The following is a 22,409-nucleotide window of genomic DNA, read 5'->3' as shown; positions in this document are numbered from 1 at the left end:
CTTCAGTCGGTCGACGTCGCCGTGCGGTCGTTGACGCGCGGCGGATTGCTTCGTAGCTGTTCAGCTAAGTTGAGTCTACTACGCTCAAGCCAAGGAGTACAGGAGTTCCGGAAAGTTTTCCACAGGTCTTCGCCCGCCATGACGGGCTCCGGCGCCCCCGGAGCGGGGCGCCGGTCTCGCGTTGCGAAGGGTCAGAACAGACGCGGCGGGGCGTAGGGGCCACCGTCGTACTCCGCGCGGTCGAGCATCTCGTCCTCGGTCGCCGGCTCGCCCGCCACGGCCCGGCGGCTGCGCCGCTGCTCGGTCGAGGCGATCAGCAGCGTCGCGAAGGCCGCGACGTAGGTCAGGATGCCCACCGTGTTGCCGAACCCGGCGGAGAGGCCCACCAGGTGGTCCCCCGCGATCTCGGAGACCGCCGAGATCGTGCGGCCGTCCACGCGGTCGGGGATGAGCAGGCCGAAGAAGAAGGCCAGCACCCAGGCGGCCAGCTGGGCGAAGGAGAGCAGCGGCGTCGTCACCCGGTGGGCGAAGCGCCGGGCGTCCTGGTGCATGCGCACGCTCGCGAGGCCCATGACGATCAGCATGAGCGGGCCGAGGCTGATCGCGAAGATCCCGGTCAGCTCCCCGGCGGCGCCGAAGAGGGCGCGCCCGAACGTCACCCACGCGGCCGCGAGCACGGTCAGGGGCGCCGAGAGCCAGAGGGAGGCGCGCAGCCAGGCGCTGTCGGGCCGACCCTCGAGCCCGCCCGCGCGAGCCGGCCGGGGGCCCCCGGTGCCCCCCGGGGCGGCGGCGGACGGCGCGGGCTCGGGGACCCGCGTGCCGGCGGGCTCGCCGACGGAGGGTTCCGGCGGCGCGCCCGCCGGGGTCGAGTGGCCGGGACTTGAGTTCTGGGGTCGCTCGCTCACGCCTTAGATTCTAGGTCCTCCGGCTCGGATTTCTCGCGGGTGACCCACGCGGCCACCGCGGCGGAGACCAGCGACCCCGCGACGAGGTACGCCGCGACCAGGTGCCACCCGCCCCCGACCTCGGCCAGCCAGGTCGCGATGAAGGGCGTGAACCCGCCCGCGAGCGCCGCGGCGACCTGGTACCCCACCGAGGCCCCGGAGTTCCGGTGCTCCTTGCCGAACATCTCGGTGATGAGGGGCTGCTGGGTCGAGACCACGGCGTCGTGCCCGATGTTGATGAGCACGACGGCGCTGAGCGCCACGCCCCACGCGTTGCCCGCCTCGAGCGTGAGGAAGAACGGAACCGCCGACGCCGCGGCCACCAGCGACGCCGCGACGTAGACCCGGCGCCGCCCGATCCGGTCCGAGAGGTAGGCGAAGAACGGGATGAAGAAGATGCCCAGCACGCCGACCAGCAGCGCGATGTCGATCATGAAGGACCGCTCGAGCCCCAGCACGCCGCTCGCGTAGCTGACGGCGAAGGTGGTCACGATGTACATCGAGAACAGCTCGACGCAGCGCAGGCCGATGATCTCGAAGAAGGCCCGCGGGTGCTTCCGGATCGCCGCGACGATGGGGAGCCCCTCCTCCTGGTCCCGCGGCGCCGGCGGCTCCTCGTACACGGAGGAGCGCACCCACAGCCCGACCGCGATCAGCACGCCCGCGGCGACGAACGGCACGCGCCAGCCCCAGGCCTCGTACCCCTCGCCGGCCACCGACTGCATGATGGTCACCGCGCCGGTGGCCATGACCAGCCCGACGGCGTAGCCCACCTGCACGCCGGAGGAGTACAGGGCCCGGCGGTGGCGCGGGGCGTTCTCGACCGCGAGCAGCGCGGCCCCGCCCCACTCGCCGCCCACGGCGAAGCCCTGCAGGGCCCGCAGCAGGACCAGGAAGACCGGGGCCCACCAGCCGACGGCGTCGAAGGTGGGCAGCAGCCCGATGAGCACGGTCGCGACGCCCATGACGGTCATGGTCAGGTAGAGCACCCGCTTGCGCCCGAGCCGGTCGCCCATGTGCCCGAAGAACAGTCCGCCGAGCGGGCGGAACAGGAAGCCGACGCCGAGGACCGCGAAGGAGGCCAGGAGGTCCATCGAGGCGCTCTCGAACGCGAAGAACTGCTTGTTGAAGACCGTCGCCGCGACGAGCCCGTAGAGCAGGAAGTCGTACCACTCGACCACCGCCCCGACGAAGCTGGACGACGCCGCCCGCCGCGCCTGCCGCTGGTCGAAGCCGGTTGATTCCGGCGCCGCCGTCGCCTGTGCCATGTCCCATCCCTCCGTTGCGATGCCGTGGGGGCCCACGAGTCCGCTCATCTCAGCATGGGGCATGTTCGCCGCCCAAACGGGCGTTCGCTCTGTGTAACGGTCCTCACTCTGTGACGTCCGATCCCCCGCCGGGCCGCGCCGGCCACCACCGGGATAGAGTGGAGGGCATGAGCCACGCCCTCCCCCACGCAGTCCTCTTCGACCACGACGGAACGCTCGTCGACACCGAGCCCCTGTGGGAGGAGGCGAAGGTCGAGCTGGCGGCGGAGCACGGCGCCGCCTGGACCCAGCAGGACACCCTCGACTGCCTCGGCCGCCCCATGTCGGAGACGATCGACCGGCTGCGGGCGATCGGCGTCGACCTGCCCCGGGACGAAATCATGGAGCGACTGGCCACCGGGGCGCGCGAGGTCGTAGCCCGCACCCGGATCGAGTTCCTGCCCGGCATCGCCGCCCTCCTGGACGAGCTGGCCGAGGCGGGGGGTCCCCGCGGCCATCGTCACCAACGCCACGGCGGAGATCGCCTCGATCACCGCGGGCCGCGCCCCCGAGGGCCTCATCCGCACGGTGATCGGCAACGAGGACGTGAGCCGCCCCAAGCCGGACCCCCAGCCGTACCTCATGGCGGCCGAGCGCCTCGGCGTCGACCCCGCGGCCTGCGTCGCGGTCGAGGATTCCCCCGCGGGCGCCGCCAGCGCCGCCGCGGCCGGCATGAAGGTCGCGGTGGTCCCGGGCCTGCTGACGGTCCCCGAGGACCTCGGCGACCTGCGCGCGGACCACTCGCAGCTGACCCTCGACGCGCTGCGCTCGCTCTTTCCGGCGCGGGAACCGGCCGCACCCGTCCAGGGCTGACCGGCCGCCCTCGCCCGAGGCCGACCGGCCGCAACCGGACAAGCCCGTTCTCGCCCGGAGAACTTCGCCGCTGGTGCTTGACGGAGACCCTCTATCCTGATTTACTCATAATAACGTTGTTATGAATGATTCATAACAGAAGGTCGCCCGGCGGGGACCGCATCACACCCCCGCCCGCGGCCGCGTCCACAGGAAGGAAGATCATGTCTGAGAAGAACGCGCCGTTCACCGTCCCGGGCCTGTCCACCGAGGCCGGCCACCAGGTCGGCGAGGTCCTGCAGCTGCGCCTGCACGCGCTGAACGACCTCCACCTCACCCTCAAGCACGCCCACTGGAACGTGGTGGGCCCCAACTTCATCGGCGTCCACGAGATGCTCGACCCGCAGATCGACCTGGTCCGCGGCTACGCCGACGAGCTGGCCGAGCGCATGGCCGCCCTGGGCGTGTCCCCCAACGGCACCCCCGGCGACCTGGTCGCGACCCGCGACTGGGATGACTACAAGCTGGGCCGCGCGCTGGTCAGCGAGCACCTGAAGGCCCTTGACTCGGTCTACACCGGCCTGATCGAGGACCACCGCGTCGCGATGGCCAAGACCCGCGACATCGACCCGGTCACCGAGGACATCCTCATCGGCCAGACCGCGGAGCTGGAGAAGTTCCAGTGGTTCATCCGGGCCCACCTGGAGAACAACGAGGGCGTCCTGGACAAGTAGGACGCGCCGAACGGCCCCTCGCGGGCCGGCATCACCACACGGGGAGGACCCGGCGGCCGGGCAGCGGCCGCCGGGTCCTTTCGCGTCCCCGGCCCCGCGCCCCTCCCGCCGCGGCGCGGGCCCGCGGCGGAGGGGCGCGGGGGTCCGCTGTGCAGGGGCGCGGGCCCCCGGCGCACGGGACCGCGGTGTCACGCGGCTTCTCGGCGGGAGAACACGCCCCGACCCGGGCGCCCGGGAACCGACTTGTGTATAGGCTGATCAGTTAAGTGCGAGGCGCGAGGCCGTCCCGCACGAGTTGCACAGGACCACCGCAGAGAAGGATTCGATCATGGCTTTCAACCTCGCCAACGCCGCCCTGCGCGGCATCCCGGGCGCATTCATCCTCAACTCGGGCATCAGCAAGCTCGAGCTCGACGCCGACTCCGCGGGGTACCTGCAGTCGATGGCCGCCAACGCGTTCCCGGCCGTGAAGGACCTCGACGCCGCGACCTTCGGCAAGGCGCTGGCCTACTCCGAGATGGCCGTCGGCGCGACCCTGCTCACCCCGATCTTCCCCAACCGCCTCGCGGGCCTCGCGCTCGGCGCGTTCTCCGCCGGCATGCTCACCATGTACTTCCGCACCGAGGACATGACCCTCGACGACGGCGTCCGCCCCTCCCAGTCCGGGACCCCGGTCGCGAAGGACTCCTGGCTGGCCGCCATCGCCCTGGCCCTGCTCATCCAGGGCAAGGGCAAGAAGCGCAAGAAGAAGTAGCCGGACCCCGCCGGGCGGACCCCAGTCCGCCCGCACCCCGAAACGCCGCCCGCCCACCCCTCGCCCGACGCGCGCCGGGGTGGGCGGGCGGCGTCGTGCCCGAGGCGGCCCCGCGGGGCGTGCTGTAAGCTGAACGCCGCATGACCGGCACGACGCCGCCGCACCACCGATGAGGGGATCCATGAACGAGGTACCGCAGAAGTTCCACCGCCAGCCGTACTCCTTCGTGCGGCGCGGAGACCGGCTGACGGCCCGCCGGCAGAACGCCTGGGACACCTACTCCCCCACCCACGTCCTGGAGGTGCCCCGCGAGCTCACCGACACCTCCGTGGCCGCCGGGGCCTCCTTCGACCAGGAGCGCGTCTACGGTCGCCGCGCTCCCCTGGTCGTCGAGATCGGCTCCGGGCTCGGCGAGGCAGTGGTGAGCGCCGCCTCGCAGCACCCGGAGAACGACTACCTGGCGGTGGAGGTCTACACCCCCGGGATCGCCGACCTCCTGCTGAAGATGGGCCAGGCCGGCGTCGAGAACGTCCGCTGCGTGCAGGCCAACGCGCCCGAGGTGCTGGACCACCTGCTGCCCGAGGACGGCGTCGACGAGCTGTGGGTGTTCTTCCCGGACCCCTGGCACAAGAAGCGCCACCACAAGCGCCGCCTGGTCTCGCCCGACTTCGCGGCCAAGGCGGCCCGCGTGCTCAAACCGGGCGGGCTGTGGCGCCTGGCCACCGACTGGGAGGAGTACGCGCTGGTCATGCGCGAGGTCCTGGAGGCCTCGGCGGACTTCGAGAACGTCTTCCCCGGCGCCGGGGCGACCGAGGCGGACCCCGAGGGCGGCTGGTCGCCGCGCTGGGAGGGCCGGATCCTCACCAGCTTCGAGCGCAAGGCCGGCGAGGCGGGGCGCCGCGCCCACGACCTGACCTACCGGCGCGTCTGAGCCCGGAGCCGGCGTCGGACCGCCCCGGCGCCCGACCTCACGCGCGAGGCCCCCTTCCCCAGCAGGGAAGGGGGCCTCGCGCGTGAGGGGGTGCTCCGGGCGGCCTACCGGCGGCCGACCGGCTCGTAGGCGTCGATGGCGCCCGGCCGGCCCTCCATGAACGCGTCCACCTGCGCCTTGTCCGCCAGCAGCCGGGGGTCGTTGAGGAGGTAGTGTCGGGTCTCGCGGGCGATCAGGCCCGAGAGGATCAGCAGCCCCAGCAGGTTGGGCAGCGCCATCAGGCCGTTGGCGAGGTCGGAGAACGTCCAGACCAGGCTGAGCGGCACGGTCGCCCCGATGAAGACGATCACGGAGAAGAAGACGCGGTACGGCATCACCCCGCGGCGCCCGACCAGCCGCTCGACGTTGCGCTCCCCGTAGTACGCCCAGCCCAGGATGGTCGAGTAGGCGAAGAGCACGAGGCCGACGGTCACGATGAGGCCGCCGGACTCCCCCGGCAGGCCGTGCCCGAAGGCGAGGTTGGTCATGACGCCGGCGGACTCCTCGCCCTGGTCCCACACGCCGGTGGTGATGATGACCAGGCCGGTGCAGCTGACCACGATGATCGTGTCGATGAAGGTCTGCGTCATGGACACCAGGCCCTGGCGCACCGGGTGGGTGGTGTTGGCCGCCGCGGCCGCGATGGCCGCCGAGCCCATGCCCGACTCGTTGGAGAAGATGCCGCGGGCCACGCCCATCTGCACGGCCAGCATGATCGTGGAGCCGAGGAAGCCGCCCGCGGCGGCGTGGCCGGTGAAGGCGCTCGTGAAGATGAGGCCGAGGGCCGCCGGGATGTCGACGACGTTCACGGCCAGGATGTAGAGGGCCCCCAGCACGTAGAACAGGATCATGACCGGCACCAGGGCCGAGGTCACCTTGCCGATGGACTTGATGCCGCCGACCAGCACCAGGAGGGTCAGGACGGCCAGCACCGCCCCGGTGATCCAGACCGGGAAGCCGAAGGAGTCCTCCACGTTGGTCGCGATCGAGTTGCCCTGGGTCATGTTGCCGATGCCGAAGGAGGCGATCACCGCGGCGATCGCGAAGAACAGGGCCAGGAACTTCCCGAACCCGCCGCGGATCCCCCGCTGCAGGTAGTACTGCGGCCCGCCGGAGACCTCACCCTTGGCGTCCTTGGTCCGGAACCTGACGCCGAGGAAGGCCTCGGAGTACTTCGAGGCCATGCCCAGCAGGGCGGTGACCCACATCCAGAACAGCGCCCCGGGGCCCCCGACGGAGATCGCCGTCGCGACGCCCACGATGTTGCCCGTGCCCACGGTCGCCGCCAGCGCGGTGGTCAGGGCCTGGAACTGCGAGATGTCCCCTCCCTCGGCGCCGGCGTCCTTCCGGTCGAAGAACGCCAGGCGCAGCGCGGACGCCAGCTTGGTGAACTGGATGCCGCGGAGCCGGTACGTGAGCCAGGCCCCCGTCCCCAGTAGGAGCGGAATGAGGAGGAAGGGCCCCCACACCACGCCGCTGATCTCCCCTAGGACTGTCTCAAGTTGCTCCAGCACGGGCCGCCTCGTCTCGCGTGATCGATGATTGTCTAGATCACACTAGGGAACGGGAGGCCCCCCGGCAATCCACGGGGCCCTCCCGGCACGCCGGTTAACGAGACCGTTACCTCGCGGGCCCCCGCCGCTCCGGGTCGTAGAGCATCAGCGCCCGGGAGTACTTGCGCGCCGCGGGGCGCTGGCCGCGGCCGAGCCGGACGACGTCGCCCCCCAACCCCGCCGCGAAGATCCGGCTCGACTCCTCCAGCTGGTCTCGCGCGTGCTGCAGCTCCGCGGTCAGCTCGCGCACCCGCGACTGCAGGGCGTCCACCTGGTTCTCCAGCTGCAGGACCCGCTTGATGCCCTCGAGCGAGACCCCCTCGTGGGAGAGCCGCTGGATCTGCTGCAGCCGCTCGACGTCGCGCTGCGAGTAGCGGCGCGCCCGCCCCGGGAGCCGCGAGGGGGTGACCAGGCCCATCCGGTCGTACTGCCGGAGGGTCTGGGGGTGCATCTCCGCGAGTTCAGCGGCCACCGAGATCACGAAGAGCGGCTGGTTGGCGTCACTGAAGTGCATGGACGATCACACCTTCGCCTTCTCGAACAGGGCGCTCCGGGGATCCGGCTGCTCCGCGAGCTCGGTGAAGCGGTGCAGCGCCTCCTCGGCCTCGGGGCTCAGCCCCGTGGGGACCCGGACCTCCGGGATCACGTAGAGGTTGCCCGTGCGCTTGGCGGTCTTGACGCCGCGGCCCTTGACGCGCATGCGCTTGCCGGGCTCCTGACCCGGGGCCAGGCGCAGCCGCACGGTCGAGCCGTCGGGCGTCGGGACCGTCAGGACGGTGCCCAGCGTCGCCTCCTCCACCGTCACCGGGACGTGGAGGGTCAGGTCCTCGCCGGAGCGCTCGAAGACCTCGTGCGGGCGCACGTGCACGGTCACGATCAGGTCGGACGTGCCGCCCGGGCCGGAGTTGCCCTTGCCGCGCAGGCGCACCTTCTGCCCGTCGCGGACCCCCTGGGGGAGCCGCACCGTGGTGGTGCTGCCGTCGGGCCGCCGCACGCGGACCTTAGCGCCCTCGAGGGACTGCCCGAAGTCGACGGTCACCTGCGCCTCGGCGTCGGGCGTGGGCTGGGGCGGCGGGGCGCCGAAGGGACTGCCGCCGTAGCCGCCGCGGCCGCCCCCGCCGAAGAGGTCAGCGAAGGGGTCCCCGCCGCCGGAGGAGTACTGGACCCGCGGCCCGCCCCCGCCGTAGCCCGGGGAGGCGCGGTGGCCGCCGAAGATGTCGCCGAACAGGTCCTCGAACCCGCCCGCCCCCGTGGGACCGCCCTGGCCGCCGGCGCCGGCGCTGAAGCGCGCCCCGGAGCCCATGGCCCGGATCGAGTCGTACTGCTTGCGCTCCTCCGGGTCGCCGAGCACCGTGTTGGCCTCGGAGATCTCCTTGAAGCGCTTCTCGGCGGCCTGGTCCCCGGGGTTCTGATCCGGGTGGTACTTGCGGGCCAGCTTCCGGTAGGCCTTCTTGATGTCGTCCTGGCTGGCGTCCTTGGAGACGCCCAGAACCTTGTAGAAGTCTTTCTCAAGCCAGTTCTCGCTAGCCATCGACGCCTCCTTTCGTGAAGTCGTTCATAGTGTGCATTCTGCCCCGCCCCGGGCCCGGAAACGACGACGCCGGGGGCCGGTCCCGTCCCGGCGAGGGACGGAACCGGGGCACCCCGGCGTCGACGGTCACTGGATCGGGCGGCCGATCGGGACTCCGGTCAGGACTCCTCGACCGCCACGGCCACCTGGGCCGCGCGGACCACGCGGTCCTTGACCTTGTAGCCGCTGCGCAGGACCAGGGAGACCTGGTCGGGAGCGACCTCGCTGGTCGGCTGCTGCATGACCGCCTCGTGGATCTTCGGGTCGAAGTCCTCCCCCACCTCGCCGTAGGCCTCGAGGCCCTGCTTGGTGAGCGCCTCCTGCAGCTTGGCGGCGATGGCGGCGAAGGGGCCGTCGGTCAGGTCCCCGTGCTTCCGGGCGGCGTCGATGTCGTCGATCACCGGGAGCAGGGAGCCGAGCACGTCGGCGACCACGAACTCGCGGAGCTGGTCCTTCTCGCGCTGCGACCGGTTCCGGAAGTTCTGGAACTCGGCCTGCAGGCGGCGCAGGTCCTCGAGGCGCTCGTTGGCCAGCTTCTCGGCCTCGGAGTCGGGGTTCTCGATGAACTCCGCCTCGGCGGCGTCGGCGGCCTCCCCGGCCGCCGGCGCCTCCTCCGCGGTGGCTCCAGCATCCGCACCTTCGGCCTCGGGAGCGCCTTCTGCGTCGGGGGCGTTGAAGGCGTCCTCCAGCGGGTCGTTGCTCTCGGGGTTCTGGGTGTTCTCGCTGTTGGCCATGACTACTTCTTCTTCTCGTCCTCGTCGTCGATGACCTCGGCATCCACGACGTCGTCCTCGTTGGCGTCCGCGTTCGCCTCGGCCGAGTCGCCCTCGGCTCCGGCGGCCTGGGCCTGCGAGTAGATCGCCTCGCCGAGCTTGGTCTGGGAGGCCTGGAGCTTCTCGAACGCGGCCTTCACGGCGTCGTCGTCCTCGCCCTCCAGGGCCTTCTTGACCTCGTCGACGTCGCCCTGGACCTCGGTCTTGACGTCCTCGGGCAGCTTGTCCTCGTTGTCCTTGAGGAGCTTCTCGATCTGGTACGCGCTGGTCTCGGCGTTGTTGCGGAGGTCGGCCGCCTCGCGGCGGGCCTTGTCGGCCTCGGCGTTGGCCTCGGCGTCCTTGACCATGCGGTCGATGTCGTCCTTCGACAGCGAGGTGCCGCCGGTGATGGTCATCGACTGCTCGGTGCCCGTGCCCTTGTCGGTCGCGGAGACCTGGACGATGCCGTTGGCGTCGATGTCGAAGGTGACCTCGATCTGGGGCACGCCGCGGGGGGCCGGGGCGATGCCGGTCAGCTCGAAGGTGCCGAGCGACTTGTTGTCGCGGGTGAACTCGCGCTCGCCCTGGAAGACCTGGATCGACACGGAGGGCTGGTTGTCCTCGGCGGTCGTGAAGGTCTCGGAGCGGCGGGTCGGGATCGCGGTGTTGCGCTCGATGAGCTTGGTCATCACGCCGCCCTTGGTCTCGATGCCCAGCGACAGCGGGGTCACGTCGATCAGGAGGACGTCCTTGCGGTCGCCCTTGAGCACGCCGGCCTGCAGGGCGGCGCCCATGGCGACGACCTCGTCCGGATTCACGCCCTTGTTGGGCTCGCGGCCGCCGGCCAGCTCCTTGACCTGCTCCACCACGGCGGGCATGCGGGTCGAGCCGCCGACCAGCACGATGTGCGCGATGTCGGAGACCTTGATGCCGGCCTCCTTGATGACGTCCTGGAAGGGCTTCTTGGTCCGCTCGAGCAGGTCCTTGGTGAGGTCCTGGAACTTCGCGCGGGTCAGCTTCTCGTCCAGGTGGACGGGGCCCTCGGAGGTCACCGAGAGGTACTGCAGCGAGATGTTGGTCGAGGTGGCCGAGGAGAGCTCCTTCTTGGCCTGCTCGGCGGCCTCGCGGAGGCGCTGCAGCGCGATCTTGTCCTTGGACAGGTCCGCGCCGGTCTTGGACTTGACCTGCTCCAGCAGCCAGTCGACGACGCGCTGGTCCCAGTCGTCGCCGCCGAGGCGGTTGTCACCCGCGGTCGAGCGGACCTGGATGGTCGAGAAGCCGTCCTCGTCCTTGCCGACCTCGAGGAGGGAGACGTCGAAGGTGCCGCCGCCGAGGTCGAAGACCAGGATGAGCTCGTCCTCGTTGCCCTTGTCCAGGCCGTAGGCGAGCGCGGCCGCGGTGGGCTCGTTGACGATGCGCAGGACGTTCAGGCCCGCAATCTCGCCGGCCTCCTTGGTGGCCTGGCGCTCGGCGTCGTTGAAGTAGGCCGGGACGGTGATGACCGCGTCGGTGACCTTGTCGTTGAGGAAGGACTCGGCGTCGCCCTTGAGCTTCTGCAGCGTGCGGGCCGAGATCTCCTGCGGGGTGTACTTCTTGCCGTCGATGTCGGTGTTCCAGTCGGTGCCCATGTGGCGCTTGACCGAGGCGATGGTGCGGTCGACGTTGGTGACGGCCTGGCGCTTGGCGATGTCGCCGACCAGGGTCTCGCCGTCCTTGCCGAACGCGACGACGGACGGGGTGGTGCGGGCGCCCTCGGCGTTCGCGATGACCGAGGGCTCGCCGCCCTCGAGGACGGAGACCACGGAGTTGGTGGTACCGAGGTCGATGCCTACTGCACGTGACATGTGTTCTGACTCCTTAGATGTCGTCCGAAGGCCGGGTCCCGACGCCGTGCGCGGCACGGGTGCCCGGAGGTCTCACTTCTTGAGTTTTCCTGACTCAAGTCTGCCACGTTCTTCGGTGATGTCAAGAGACTTGAGCGAGCTCGACTCAATTTTCTTGCCGAGGGACATCCCCCGGACCTTCGCGGACCCGAAAACGCCGCGAGGGCGGGCGGGAGAGCACCTCGTGCTCCTCCGCCCGCCCTCGCGGGTGACAGGCCGCGCCGGGCGCGGCGACGCCTCAGGCCGCCTGCTGCGCGGCGCGGTAGGCCTCGCGGACGTCCTTGTGGATGCGGCCGCGATCCGAGATCTCGTATCCGTTGTCCTTGGCCCACTGCCGGATCCGGGCGGTCTCGCCCGAGCGGGGCGCGGATTCGGCCTGCGCGGCCCCGCGGCCGGAGCGGGGCTTGACCCGCCGGGCCTTCTCGGCGAAGGGGCGCAGCTCCGCGCGCAGGCGCTCGGCGTTCTCGGCGGAGAGGTCCATCTCGTACTGCTTGCCGTCCAGGGAGAACCGCACCGTCTCGGCGGCGGCGCCCCCGTCCAGGTCGTCCTCCAGGATGACGTTGACCTTCTGTGCCAAGAGCTTCTCCTCACTCGCGTCCGCTCGCGCGGCGCTGATTCCATGAATGCCGGCGTCACCCGTCCCGCCGCGGCGGGACGGGTGACAGGCTGACAAATTATCACGGCTGCGGAGCGGGCCCCGGTCCCGCGGGGCGCTCGGGCTCCCCCTCGTCGGGACGGCTCGGGGGCCGCGGCGACCCCGGTCCGGGGTCCCCCGCGGGCGTCTGCCGACCGGGGCTCTCGGGATCGGCCGGCGGGGCGGTCTCGTCGGGTCCGTTGGGCGAGGAGGGGTCCTCCGGCGCGACGTGGCGGCCCGGCAGGCGCGGGCCGGGGTCGCCGCCGGGATGCGCGGGCCGGGGTCGCCACCGGGGATCCGGGGCTGCCCGCCGGCGGGGCCTCCGGCTCCTCGGGGGCGGAGGGGTCGTCCGGACGGTCCGGGGACCCCGGGACGCGCGGGGGGGCCGGGGCTGCCGGGGTCTCGGGCTCGTCCGGCCGCCCCGGGACCGGCGGGTCCTGCTCGGGTCGGCCGGGGACCGGCGGCTCGTGCTCCGGGCGGCCGGGCACCGGGTTTTCGTGCTCGGGGCGGCCGGGGATCGGTGGCTCGTGCTCGGGCCGTCCCGGCACCGGCGGGTCCTGCTCGGGTGGCCCGGCACGCCGGGGTCCTCCCGGCGGCCGGGGTCCGGACTCTCCTCGTCCCGTCCCGGGTCCAGCGGCGGCTGCTTCGAGGCATCTGACATGGCGGGTCCTGACTCTCGTTCGATGGCACGGGCGCCGTGCGGCGGTTCGCCGTGAGCACCCGGGCCCTCGCCCGCGCCGGAGCGAACCGTCATCACCGATCCTCCGCCGAATCCCGCGGCGGCGCCACCCGTCGTGGACGAAAATTTCCCGGGGAGGAAGGGCGGCCGCGCGGGACGGCCGCGGGCGCGGTTGAGTAGCCTGGAGTCATGTACCGAATCATCACCGTCTGCACCGGCAACATCTGCCGCTCCCCCATGGCCGCCTACCTGATCCGCCGGGCCGCGCGCGAGGCCGGGCTGGACGGCGTCGTCGTCTCCTCGGCGGGCATCAGCGACGAGGAGCGCGGCAACCCGGTCGACCCGCGGGCCCGGACGGTCCTCGTGCGCGAGGGGATCGACCCGAGCGACCACTCGGCACGGCAGTTCGAGGCCGCAGAGCTGGCCGACGCCGACCTCGTGCTGGCCCTGGACGTCGACCACGACCGGGCCCTGCGCCGCATGGCCGACGAGGCGCAGACCGGCAAGATCCGGCTCCTGCGCGAGTTCGACCCGGCCGTCGCCCACCGCGAGCACGACGACCTCGGCATCTACGACCCCTGGTACGGCGACCCGGGCGACTTCGAGGCCGCGTACGAGATGATCCGCGCCGCCGTGCCCGGCGTCATCGAGTTCGCCGCCCAGCAGTCCGGCTCCCGGAGCGGCGCGGCGTGATCCCCGAGCACCTCGAGCGCCCGAACCCGCCCTCGGGCCACCCGGTCGTGTGGGTCATCCCCTCCCAGCGCATCTCCGAAGCGGACGTCGCCGACCTGATGCGCGGCATCGACCGGGCCCGCGCCCGGCACGCCGGGCCGGGGCCGTTCATCGTGTCCATCGACGGCCGCTCGGGCGCCGGGAAGTCGGGCCTCGCCGCGCTCCTGCGCGAGCGCTTCGAGGCCCGCGATGGCGCCGACGCGGTCCGCGTCTTCCACCTGGAGGAGCTGTACCCCGGCTGGGACGGGCTGGCGGACGGTGTCGAGCTCTACGCCGGGATGATCGCCGCGCTGAGGGAGGGCCGGGACGCCGCCTGGCACGCCTGGGACTGGGAGCTGGACCGGACCGACCCGCGGGAGCGGACCGTCCCCGCCTCCGCGCCGCTGCTGATCACCGAGGGCGTCGGCTCGACGGCCCCCGGGCACCCCGGCTGCCGCCCCCACTTCGGCGTGTGGCTCCACCTCGAGGAGCCGCTGCGCAAGCACCGCGCCCTGCGCCGGGACGGCGAGATGTACCGGCAGCACTGGGACCGGTGGGCCGCTCAGGAGGAGCGCCTCTTCGCGCTCTGACCCGGCCCGCCCGCACCGCTCCCGGCCGCCCCGCCCCCACCCTCACCGCACCACGCCTCTGGAGACCACCCCGCCGTGCCCCACCGCTCCGCCCGCGTGAGCCTGCCGCTGCTGATCCTCCTCGGATCGCTGTGCGGCGTCACGCCCCTGGCCACCGACATGTACCTGGCGGCCTTCCCCGCCATGTCCGAGGACCTCGCCGCCCCGGCGTCGTCGATCCAGCTGACCCTCTCCGCGTTCATGCTCGGGCTGGCCGCGGGGCAGTTCGTCATCGGCTCGATGTCCGACCAGTGGGGGCGGCGCCGGCCCCTGGTCGTGGGCTCCGTGGTCTGCTGCCTCAGCGCCGCGTGGTGCGCGCTCTCCCCGGGCGCGGAGCTGCTCATCGGCGGGCGCTTCCTCATGGGCTTCTCCGGCGCGGCCGGCGTGGTGCTGGCGCGCTCGATGATCACGGACCTCACCTCGGGCCCGCAGACGGCGCGCTACATGAACTTCATGATGATGATCAACGGGCTGGCGCCAATCCTCGCCCCGACCCTGGGCGGCGTCGTGCTGGCCTTCGCGCACTGGCGGGCCATCTTCTGGTTCCTCACCGGGCTGACGCTGCTGCTGACCGTGGCGGTGCTGCTCCTCGCGCCGGAGACCCTGCCCCGGGAGCGACGCCGCCCCGGCGGTCTGGCCTCGGCCGGGCGCGGCATCCTGGCCCTGCTGCGCCGCCCGCGGTACGTCGGGTTCGTGCTCGCGTTCATCCTCTCCTTCGGGACCCTGTTCGCCTACGTCTCCGGGTCCACCTACGTCCTCCAGAACGTCCTGGGGCTGAGCCCGACGCAGTTCGCGCTGGTCTTCGGGATGAACTCCGTGGGGCTGCTGGGGAACACGATCGTCTCCAGCATCCTGGTCAAGCGCGTGCCCCCGCGCCGGATCGCGACGGTGGGGCTGGGCGTCTCGCTGACCGGCGCCGTCGGGCTCCTCGTGCTCTCGCTGGTGGGGCTGAGCCTGGCGCCCACGCTGATCCTGCTCTTCCTGTGCGTCGCGGCGCAGGGGCTGATCTTCGGCAACATCACCTCGCTCGCGGTCACGGAGGGGCGCGACGTCGCCGGCTCGGCCTCGGCGCTGCTGGGGTCCCTGCAGTTCGGGATGGGCGCGCTCGTCTCGCCGCTCGTGGGGCTCGGCGGCGAGACCGCGGTGCTGCCCATGTCCCTCACGATGCTCATCTGCGCCACGCTCGCCGTCGGGGCTCTCGCCCTGACGCCGCGCGGCGGTGAACAATGAGGTCTATGACACCCACCGTAGTCCGCATCGACCGCTCCTCGCCCCAGCCCCGCCTCCTCGACGCCACCGGCCCGCTCATCAGCATCGAGGACGAGGGCTATACCCGGGGCGACGGCGCCTTCGAGACCATGCTCGCGCTGGACCTCACGGTCCGGAAGCTGGACCTGCACCTGCTCCGGCTCGCGCAGTCCTCGCGGCTGCTGCACCTGCCCCGGTACGACGACGCGGACTGGCAGGCCGCGATCGAGCTGGCCCTCAGCGCGGCGCCCGCGGGGACTCCCAGCGAGCTGGGCGCCGAGCACACGGTCAAGCTGCTGCTGAGCCGCGGCACCCCGGCCGAGGGCCCGTACGGCCTGGTCGTCGTGAGCGCGGTGCCCGAGTCCACCATCGCCCAGCGCCGCGACGGTGTCCGGGCCATGCTGCTGCCGCGCGGGCACGACCCGGCCGAGGACACCGCCTACCCCTGGCTGCTGGCGGGCGCGAAGACGCTCTCCTACGCCGTGAACATGGCGGTGCTGCGCCACGTCCGCTCGCTGGGGGCGCAGGACGCGATCTTCACCGCCTCGGACCGCAGGATCCTGGAGGGCGCCACGAGCTCGGTCATCGTCGCCCGCCGCGACGGTGACGCCCTCACCCTGCTGACCCCCGAGCCCAGCCACGGGATCCTGCCCGGCACCACCCAGGGGGCGATCTTCGAGGGCGCCCGCGCGGACGGCTGGGAGCTCGGCTTCGGCCCGCTCTACCCGGCGGACCTGCTGGAGTCCGACGGCGTCTGGCTCTCCTCCTCGGTGCGGCTGCTGGCCCCGGTGGCCCGCCTGAACAACCAGGCCCTGCCGGTGGACCGGGGGCTGACCGACCGGCTGCTCGGGTACCTGATGTCCCGCTGAGGGGCGCAGGCACGGGCGGACGGGTCGCCCTCTGCGCGGGTGGGTCGTCCTCTGCGCAGGTGGGCCGCCCTCGGACCGGGTGAGCCGCCCCCGGAGCGGACGGGCCGCACGGGACCGCGCCGAGGCCTCAGGCCACCGCGAGCGCCCGCGCGGGCGGGACCGCCGCGGCCCGGCGGGCCGGTAGCACCGTGGCGGCGAGGGTGATCGCCGCGCAGCCGGCCACCACCGCGGCCAGGACCGTCCAGGGCACGGCCGGCCAGAGGAAGCCGACGCCCGCGAGGCTCCAGAGCATGCTCAGCACCCCGCACCAGCCGTAGAGGACGCCCAGCGGGATCGCCAGCAGCGCGGCCGCGACCGTCAGGTGCGCCGCCTCGCCGCCGATCATCCGCCACATCTGCCTCCGGGACAGGCCCGTGACGCGCAGCAGGGCCAGCTCCCGCGAGCGCTGCATGATCGTGGCCCGCATCGAGTTGGCGACGCCGATGGCCGCGATGACCACCGAGAAGAGCAGCATCGCGTAGAGGAACAGCAGGACGCCGTCGATCCCCCGGGTGAGCTCGGCCATGGCCGAGGGGTCCGCGCCCGCCCCCTCGAGCAGGCGACGCATCGTGACGCGGAAGGTCTCCCCCGCCGTCGCGAACATGACCACCAGCGTTACTCCGATGACCAGGCCCATCGAGGTGCGCGCCGAGCGCAGCGGGTGGCGGCGGATGCCGGCCGCCGCGAGCCGTCCCGCGGTCCCCCGCGCGAGCAGGAGCGACGCCACGCGGAACACCGCCGGCATAACCCAGCCCGCCCCGAGCGCGAGCCCCGTGAAGGACAGGATCCCGCCGAGCAGCGCCGGCAGCACGCCCAGCGGCGTGAACGACCCGAGCAGCGTGCCGCCCGCGAGGAGCACCGCGCCCGCCACGGTCGCGGCGACGGACAGGGCCAGCACCCCGCGGCGGGCGCGCACGGCCTTGAGGGCCGGCTCGGCGCTGCGCCGGGTCGCCTCGAGCGGCGAGACGGTCAGGACCGGGCGCGCCCCGGCATGGGCCGCCCACCACGCGGTGAGGGCCGTCAGCAGGCCGGGCCAGATCAGCCAGCCGCTGACGACGCCGGCGGACAGCCCCTCCCCGGCGCCGGCCCGTTCGGCCCAGCCCGCGGCGGCCAGGCACAGGCCCGCGCCCGCGAGCGTGCCGAGCACCGCCCCCAGCGCCCCCACGAGGAGGCCCTCGGCGGCGATCGAGCGGCGGAGGCGGCGAGCGCTCGCGCCGATGAGCCGCAGCAATGCCAGCCGCCCCGTGCGCCCGGCGACGACGATCGAGAAGGTGTTGCTCACCGTCAGCGAGGCCACGAACAGCGCGATGCCGAAGAACACGGCCGCCACGAGGCCCAGCAGGACGATCACGGTGCCGGAGCCGGCGAAGGCCTCGTTGGCGAGGACGACGTTGGACAGGATCGCGGTGCCGCCGATCAGCAGCGTGCCGAACAGCGCCGCGACGGTCACGACCAGCAGCGTCGCCGCGTGCTGGCGCGGGGAGCGGAGGAGCTCGCGGAGGGCGTCACGCACGGGTGCCCTCCTCCAGCAGGAGCATCGCCGAGGCGATCGCGTCCGCGCCGGCCGGGGCCTCGTCCCGGCGGACGACGACGCCGTCGGCCAGGTAGACCACGCGGTCGGCGTGCGCGGCGGCGCGGGGGTCGTGGGTGACCATCGCGATGGACTGGCCGAGCTCCCTGCAGGCCATGCCGAGCAGCTCGAGCACCTCCCGGGCCGAGCGCGAGTCGAGGTTGCCGGTCGGCTCGTCCGCGAGGATCAGGTCCGGGCGGCCGGCCAGCGCGCGGGCGATCGCCACGCGCTGCTGCTGCCCGCCCGAGAGCTCGCCCGGTCGGTGGCGCAGGCGCCCGGCCAGGCCGAGCCGGGCCACGAGCTCCTCGATCCACGCCTGCTGCTCCGCGTCGGGGCGGCGCCCGTCCAGCTCGAAGGGCAGGAGGACGTTCTCCATGACGTCCATCGCGGGCATCAGGTTGAAGGCCTGGAACACGAAGCCGACGCGGCGGCGGCGCACCACGGTGAGCGCCTCGTCGTCGAGCCCGGTGATCTCCCGGTCGCCGATCCAGACCCGGCCCCGGGTGGGGGTCTCGAGGCCGGCCATGATGTGCATCAGGGTCGACTTGCCGGAGCCCGAGGGGCCCATGACGGCGGTGAAGCCTCCGCGGGGGATCTCGAGGTCGACCGAGCGCACGGCGTGGACCGCGCCCTCGCCGGTGCCGTAGGTCATGCCGACGCCCTCCACGCGGGCGACCGCCGGACGGGGTGCGGCGGGTCCATGCGGAGGGACGGCTGCCTGCGGAGGAGCGGCTGCCTGCGGAGGGGCGGCTGCGTGTGGCGGGGTGGCCGGCCCTCGGGCGGGCTCGGCGGGCGGGCGGTTCTCGGGACGCATGGCGGTCCTCCTGACGGGGTCGAGAAAGTGACGCTCTCGAGTCTGCCGCCGCGGCCGGGAGGAGTCAGTGGGGCGGGGATGGCCCGTGCCGTAGAGCCAGCTCTACCCGGCCCCCGCCCGCCCTCAGCCGCCGAAGATCGTCCGGTAGTGGCCGCTCAGCACGGACGCCCCGATGGCCGCCGCCGGGACCGCGAGGCCGAGGGCCACCGCCAGGAGGTCCGCGCGACCGTAGCGCGGCCGGACGAGCCAGGTGCGGGGACCGGAGCCGAAGCCGCGCGCCTCCATGGTCACCGAGAGCCGGGCCGCGCGGCGCAGCGCCTGGACGATCAGCGCGAAGGCGCGCGGCCCGGCGTCGGCGAACGGGCCCGTCAGCGCGCGCAGCGGCGCGGCCCGCGGCCCCGCCGAGCGCCCGGGCCCTGCGCGCCGAGGCGAGTGTGCCCCACTCCGTGACCATGGTGCCGACCAGGCGCAGGGCCGCCACCGCCGCGAGCACGAAGCGCGCCGGGAGGCGGAAGGTCTGGGCCAGGGCCTGGCCGATCTCCGAGGCGTCGGTGGTGGTCAGGAGCAGCACCGAGGCGAGGGCCAGGGTCGCGCTGCGCAGCGCGATGGCGACGCCGGCCTCGAGCGAGCCCGTGGTCAGGACCGTGACGCCCAGGTCCACGACCACCGGGCCGGCCTTGTCGGCCAGCAGCGCCGTGGCCCAGCCGCCGAGCACGGCGGCCGTGAGGATCGGCCAGAGACGGGCCAGCAGCCGGGCGGGGTTCATGCCGGCCGCGGCCGTGAGGAGCATGAGCAGGAGGAGCCCCGTCGCGGAGGTGACCCAGTCCGCGCTCAGCAGGAACGCGGCGGTCAGCACGGCGACGAGGAGGATCTTGGTCCCGGCATTGACCCGGCCGAGGGCCGAGCGGGCGCCGGGGGCGGAGTCGAGGACGTCCATCACCACCGACCTCCCCTCGCGGCGACCGGCCGGGAGGCGGGCCGCCCGGTGGCGGGATGCGGGGCCGAGCCGTCGGCGGGGGCCGGCCCGGCGGCGTCCGGGGCCAGCCTGTCCGGGGACGGCCCGTCCGGGACGGGGCGCGGGGATCCGAGGTGGAACCGGCGCCCGCCGAGGGCCGCGATGAAGTCGAGGTCGTGGGTCACGGAGACCACGGCCGTCCCCTCGGCCATCAGCTCGCGCAGCAGGTCCACGAGCTCGCCCCAGGTGTGCGCGTCCTGCCCGAAGGTGGGCTCGTCCAGCACCAGCACGCGCGGGCGCGCGGCGAGCACCGTGCCGACCGAGAGGCGCCGCTTCTCGCCCCCGGAGAGCGTGAACGGGTTGGCCTCGGCCACGTGCTCCAGCCGCAGCCGCCGCAGGAGGGACGCCGCGATCCGGGCGGGCTCCTCGCCGGGGTCCTCGCCCCGGGCACCGGCGGCCAGGGCGGGTCCGAGCTCCAGCTCGGCCCGCACCGTGGGGCGCGCGAACTGGTGCTCGGGCTCCTGGAAGACGGTCCCGATCCGGGTGATGAGCTCCCCCGGGCGCCAGTCCAGGGGGTCCCACCCGGTGCCGTCTCCACCGCGGCCGCGCCGCAGCTCCTCGGCGGCGACCGCCAGGCCCGCCGCGGGCGGGATCAGGCCGGCGAGCGTCAGAGCCAGGGTCGACTTGCCGGCCCCGTTGGCCCCCGTGATCGCGACGTGCTCGCCCGCGACGACCCCCAGATCCACCGGGCCGGCCGCGATGCGGGCGGGGCGGCTCCAGGGGGACGACGGCGCGGCGGCGGACGGGCGGCGGCCGACGGACCGCGGCCTCCGCGGAAGACGCCGCGGCGGAGCGCGTGGTAACCGACGGCGGCTCGGCCGCCCGCCGGACGGCACGACGTCGTGCGCGCGCCCAGCGGCGCGGGGCGGGGTCGCGGGTCACGCAGAGCGCCTCAGCGGCCAGCAGCTCGGGGGCGGTCGGGGTGCCGGGAGCGCCGGGGCTCCCGGGGGTCGCCCCTGCGTCGTCGGCCGGGGGCCGCGGCACGTGCCCGGGGACCCAGACGCCCGCCGCGATCAGCTCCTCCCGCGCCCGGGCGAGGACCTCGCGCGGGGCGCCGTCGTGGCTGATGCCGCCGCCCGGGCGCAGCACGATCACGCGGTCGACGTGCTCGGCCCAGACCTGCACGCGGTGCTCGACGACCACCAGGGTCGAGCCGCTGGACGCGGCGGCGGCCAGGACGGCGTCGCGCACCTCCTCGACGCCCTCCGGGTCCAGGTTGGCGGTCGGCTCGTCGAGCAGCAGCAGGCCAGGGCGCATGGCCAGGATGCCGGCCAGGCCCAGGCGCTGCTTCTGGCCGCCGGACAGGGCCGAGGTGGGGCGGTCGTCGTCGAGGTCCAAGCCGACGGCGGCGAGGGCGTCCCGCGCGCGCCCGTGGATCAGCGCGGGGTCGACGCCGAGGTTCTCCGGGCCGAAGGCGAGGTCCTCCAGCACCCGGCCCATGACGATCGAGGCCTCGGGGTCCTGCTGCATCAGGCCCACCCGCCCGCGCGCCTCGCGCGGCGGGAGCCCATCGATCTCGACGACGCCGATCAGCTCGTCGCCGTCGTCCTCGGACAGGACCCCGGCCAGCGCGTGCAGCAGCGTCGACTTCCCGGCCCCGGACGGGCCCAGCAGCAGGACCCGCTGCCCCGCGGGGATCTCCAGGTCCAGACCGGAGAAGGCCGGCTCCTCGCGGCCCGGGTGCAGCCACCCGAAGCCGGCGGCGCGGACCGCGGCCCCGGCCGGGTGGACCTCCCCCGCCCGGCTCACGCCGCGACCCGCGAGCGCGGGGTGCGGTCCCTGCGGGCGTCCCGACCGGCGGCGACGCCGTTGAGCACCCCGGTGCGCACCAGCCCCCGCGTCATGAGCCAGGGCACGACGCCGGCCAGCACGATCCCCGAGACCACGGCGCACGCCGCGTAGACCAGCTGGAACTGGAGCGACCAGGCGAAGTTGTACATGATGTTCTCGCTGACGGACAGGAAGACCGCCGCGGAGGCGCCCGAGAGCACCGAGACGACGACGCCGAAGCGGCGGTAGCCGACCAGCAGGAAGACCAGCTCCGCGCCGATGCCCTGGATCAGCCCCGAGAGCAGCACGGCGGGACCGAACTGGGTGACCATCAGCGCCGAGACCGCGGCCGCGACGAGCTCGCAGTACAGCGCGGCCCCCGGCTTGCGGATGACCAGGCCGCCGAGGATCCCGGCGAAGAGCCAGCCCCCGGCCATGAGCCCCAGCGCGGGCGGGAAGCCGAGCGTGGCCAGCTCGACCACCGGATGCACGGCGTTGGACCAGATCCAGAAGACGACGCCGCAGACCATGGCCAGGACCGAGGCGGTGACGATGTCGATGACGCGCCAGGACATCCTGCGGCGGGGCGCCGAACGGCGGGCGGTGGCGGTGGTGTTCATGAGTTCCTCCCAGAGATGCTTCAGGAGGGGTGGACGCATCCGCTCTCGCGCGGATCGCCCCGAGATGCTCGACTTCCTACGCCGGTGCTAGCCGGATTCAGGTTCGAGGGTCTGCTTGCGCACTCTCAGCCCCGTGCGGGGCTCCCCTGTCGTGATGAACGGGCACCAGTCTACGCCACGGTTCGCGGGCCGTGAATCCCTCGGCGAGCCGCGCGGATCCCCGGGCCGGGCGGCTAGGGTGGTGAGTAGCACCAGACGGCCGGGCGCGGGTCACCCGCCCGGTCCCATCACGGAGGAGACGCACATGAGCAATCCCATGATCAAGATCGGTTCCACGGTCGCCTCGCTCGCGGGGGTCGCGCTGGCCAACAAGATCCTCACCGCCGGCTGGAAGAAGGTCACCGGGGACGAGCCGCCCACAGTCAACGACGATCCCGACGAGCAGATCCGCGACATCATCATCTGGTCGCTGGTCACCGGTCTCGTCGGCACGCTGATCAAGGTGGGGGTCTCCCGCGCGCTGTAGTCGTCGGCGGCCTGGGCCCCGCGGCC

The 22,409-nt window shown here is 73.3% G+C and carries 21 protein-coding genes, 3 pseudogenes and 1 riboswitch; of the genes and pseudogenes, 10 read left to right on the top strand and 14 right to left on the bottom strand.

The window, feature by feature from the left end; translation table 11 throughout:
* Positions 1-191 precede the first annotated feature (191 nt).
* Both NBM05_RS05430 and shiA read right to left on the bottom strand, forming a co-directional pair.
* Entirely contained in the window at positions 192-905 is a 714-nt protein-coding gene (locus NBM05_RS05430) for a hypothetical protein (RefSeq protein ID WP_254165710.1), read from the bottom strand.
* Positions 902-2,212 carry a shikimate transporter gene (gene shiA, locus NBM05_RS05425; protein WP_254165709.1) on the bottom strand — a complete coding sequence of 437 codons (1,311 nt, stop codon included), beginning with the start codon at positions 2,210-2,212 and terminating at the stop codon, positions 902-904. Before shiA ends, NBM05_RS05430 begins: the two co-directional genes overlap by 4 nt.
* A 167-nt stretch (positions 2,213-2,379) precedes the next feature.
* On the opposite strand from shiA, the pseudogene NBM05_RS15610 reads away from it, so the two are divergent.
* The 5 genes and pseudogenes from NBM05_RS15610 to trmB all read left to right on the top strand — a co-directional run.
* Positions 2,380-2,634 (top strand): annotated as a pseudogene (locus NBM05_RS15610) (HAD hydrolase-like protein); the annotation flags it as partial.
* 73 nt (positions 2,635-2,707) lie between these two features.
* Complete coding sequence (locus NBM05_RS15605; RefSeq protein ID WP_309248121.1) at positions 2,708-3,064, top strand: HAD-IA family hydrolase; 357 nt, start codon at positions 2,708-2,710, stop codon at positions 3,062-3,064.
* Between the two features lie 203 nt (positions 3,065-3,267).
* A complete protein-coding gene (locus tag NBM05_RS05415) occupies positions 3,268-3,777 on the top strand; it encodes a Dps family protein (protein WP_254165708.1) in 510 nt (169 codons plus the stop codon).
* Positions 3,778-4,105: 328 nt separating this feature from the next.
* Positions 4,106-4,531 (top strand): hypothetical protein, encoded by a 426-nt coding sequence (locus NBM05_RS05410; protein ID WP_254165707.1) that lies wholly within the window; start codon positions 4,106-4,108, stop codon positions 4,529-4,531.
* Between the two features lie 181 nt (positions 4,532-4,712).
* The gene (gene trmB, locus NBM05_RS05405) at positions 4,713-5,462 is read left to right on the top strand and encodes a tRNA (guanosine(46)-N7)-methyltransferase TrmB (protein WP_254165705.1); all 750 of its coding nucleotides are present in this window, start codon (positions 4,713-4,715) and stop codon (positions 5,460-5,462) included.
* A 104-nt stretch (positions 5,463-5,566) separates the two neighbouring features.
* Here the strand turns inward: trmB and NBM05_RS05400 are convergent, their stop codons facing one another.
* From NBM05_RS05400 to NBM05_RS05375, 6 genes are all read right to left on the bottom strand, one after another.
* Entirely contained in the window at positions 5,567-7,015 is a 1,449-nt protein-coding gene (locus tag NBM05_RS05400; RefSeq protein ID WP_254165704.1) for an alanine/glycine:cation symporter family protein, read from the bottom strand.
* Between the two features lie 106 nt (positions 7,016-7,121).
* Positions 7,122-7,568 (bottom strand): heat shock protein transcriptional repressor HspR, encoded by a 447-nt coding sequence (locus NBM05_RS05395; RefSeq protein ID WP_254165703.1) that lies wholly within the window; start codon positions 7,566-7,568, stop codon positions 7,122-7,124.
* 6 nt (positions 7,569-7,574) lie between these two features.
* Positions 7,575-8,585: a DnaJ C-terminal domain-containing protein gene (locus NBM05_RS05390; RefSeq protein ID WP_254165702.1), complete on the bottom strand. Its 1,011-nt coding sequence runs from the start codon at positions 8,583-8,585 to the stop codon at positions 7,575-7,577.
* Positions 8,586-8,743: 158 nt separating this feature from the next.
* A complete protein-coding gene (locus tag NBM05_RS05385) occupies positions 8,744-9,358 on the bottom strand; it encodes a nucleotide exchange factor GrpE (RefSeq protein ID WP_254165701.1) in 615 nt (204 codons plus the stop codon).
* Between the two features lie 2 nt (positions 9,359-9,360).
* Positions 9,361-11,220, bottom strand: coding sequence for a molecular chaperone DnaK (dnaK, locus tag NBM05_RS05380; protein WP_254165700.1), 1,860 nt, complete (start codon positions 11,218-11,220; stop codon positions 9,361-9,363).
* Between the two features lie 277 nt (positions 11,221-11,497).
* The gene (locus NBM05_RS05375) at positions 11,498-11,836 is read right to left on the bottom strand and encodes a histone-like nucleoid-structuring protein Lsr2 (RefSeq protein WP_254165699.1); all 339 of its coding nucleotides are present in this window, start codon (positions 11,834-11,836) and stop codon (positions 11,498-11,500) included.
* A 925-nt stretch (positions 11,837-12,761) separates the two neighbouring features.
* On the opposite strand from NBM05_RS05375, the gene NBM05_RS05370 reads away from it, so the two are divergent.
* The 4 genes from NBM05_RS05370 (at position 12,762) to NBM05_RS05355 (ending at position 16,029) form a co-directional block, all read left to right on the top strand.
* Complete coding sequence (locus NBM05_RS05370) at positions 12,762-13,265, top strand: low molecular weight protein-tyrosine-phosphatase (protein WP_254165698.1); 504 nt, start codon at positions 12,762-12,764, stop codon at positions 13,263-13,265.
* On the top strand, positions 13,262-13,873 hold the full coding sequence (locus NBM05_RS05365) for a nucleoside/nucleotide kinase family protein (RefSeq protein WP_254165696.1): 612 nt from the start codon (positions 13,262-13,264) through the stop codon (positions 13,871-13,873). The genes NBM05_RS05370 and NBM05_RS05365 overlap by 4 nt, the downstream gene beginning before the upstream one ends.
* Positions 13,874-13,948: 75 nt before the next feature.
* On the top strand, positions 13,949-15,142 hold the full coding sequence (locus NBM05_RS05360; RefSeq protein ID WP_254165694.1) for a multidrug effflux MFS transporter: 1,194 nt from the start codon (positions 13,949-13,951) through the stop codon (positions 15,140-15,142).
* A gap of 5 nt (positions 15,143-15,147) precedes the next feature.
* Positions 15,148-16,029: an aminotransferase class IV gene (locus NBM05_RS05355; protein WP_254165692.1), complete on the top strand. Its 882-nt coding sequence runs from the start codon at positions 15,148-15,150 to the stop codon at positions 16,027-16,029.
* 127 nt (positions 16,030-16,156) lie between these two features.
* Here the strand turns inward: NBM05_RS05355 and NBM05_RS15600 are convergent, their stop codons facing one another.
* From NBM05_RS15600 to NBM05_RS05335, 6 genes and pseudogenes are all read right to left on the bottom strand, one after another.
* The gene (locus tag NBM05_RS15600) at positions 16,157-17,581 is read right to left on the bottom strand and encodes an ABC transporter permease (protein ID WP_254165690.1); all 1,425 of its coding nucleotides are present in this window, start codon (positions 17,579-17,581) and stop codon (positions 16,157-16,159) included.
* Complete coding sequence (locus NBM05_RS05345) at positions 17,574-18,290, bottom strand: ABC transporter ATP-binding protein (protein WP_254165688.1); 717 nt, start codon at positions 18,288-18,290, stop codon at positions 17,574-17,576. Before NBM05_RS05345 ends, NBM05_RS15600 begins: the two co-directional genes overlap by 8 nt.
* Before the next feature lie 226 nt (positions 18,291-18,516).
* Positions 18,517-19,296 (bottom strand): annotated as a pseudogene (locus NBM05_RS15855) (energy-coupling factor transporter transmembrane component T family protein); the annotation flags it as partial.
* 92 nt (positions 19,297-19,388) lie between these two features.
* Positions 19,389-20,153, bottom strand: coding sequence for an ABC transporter ATP-binding protein (locus NBM05_RS15850; RefSeq protein ID WP_373689295.1), 765 nt, complete (start codon positions 20,151-20,153; stop codon positions 19,389-19,391).
* A gap of 592 nt (positions 20,154-20,745) precedes the next feature.
* Positions 20,746-21,216, bottom strand: a pseudogene (locus tag NBM05_RS15845) (ABC transporter ATP-binding protein); the annotation flags it as partial.
* Positions 21,213-21,857 (bottom strand): ECF transporter S component, encoded by a 645-nt coding sequence (locus tag NBM05_RS05335; RefSeq protein WP_254165684.1) that lies wholly within the window; start codon positions 21,855-21,857, stop codon positions 21,213-21,215. The gene NBM05_RS05335 and the pseudogene NBM05_RS15845, both read right to left, overlap by 4 nt.
* Positions 21,858-21,913: 56 nt before the next feature.
* A riboswitch (TPP riboswitch) is annotated at positions 21,914-22,015 on the bottom strand.
* On the opposite strand from NBM05_RS05335, the gene NBM05_RS15595 reads away from it, so the two are divergent.
* Entirely contained in the window at positions 22,012-22,383 is a 372-nt protein-coding gene (locus tag NBM05_RS15595) for a DUF4235 domain-containing protein (RefSeq protein WP_309248119.1), read from the top strand. (Overlaps the previous riboswitch by 4 nt.)
* Positions 22,384-22,409 lie beyond the last annotated feature (26 nt).

Source organism: Rothia santali, assembly GCF_024199905.1.
GTDB lineage: Bacteria > Actinomycetota > Actinomycetes > Actinomycetales > Micrococcaceae > Rothia > Rothia santali.
Note: the sequence above shows the minus strand (reverse complement) of the source record. Positions and strands in the feature narration are given on the sequence as shown.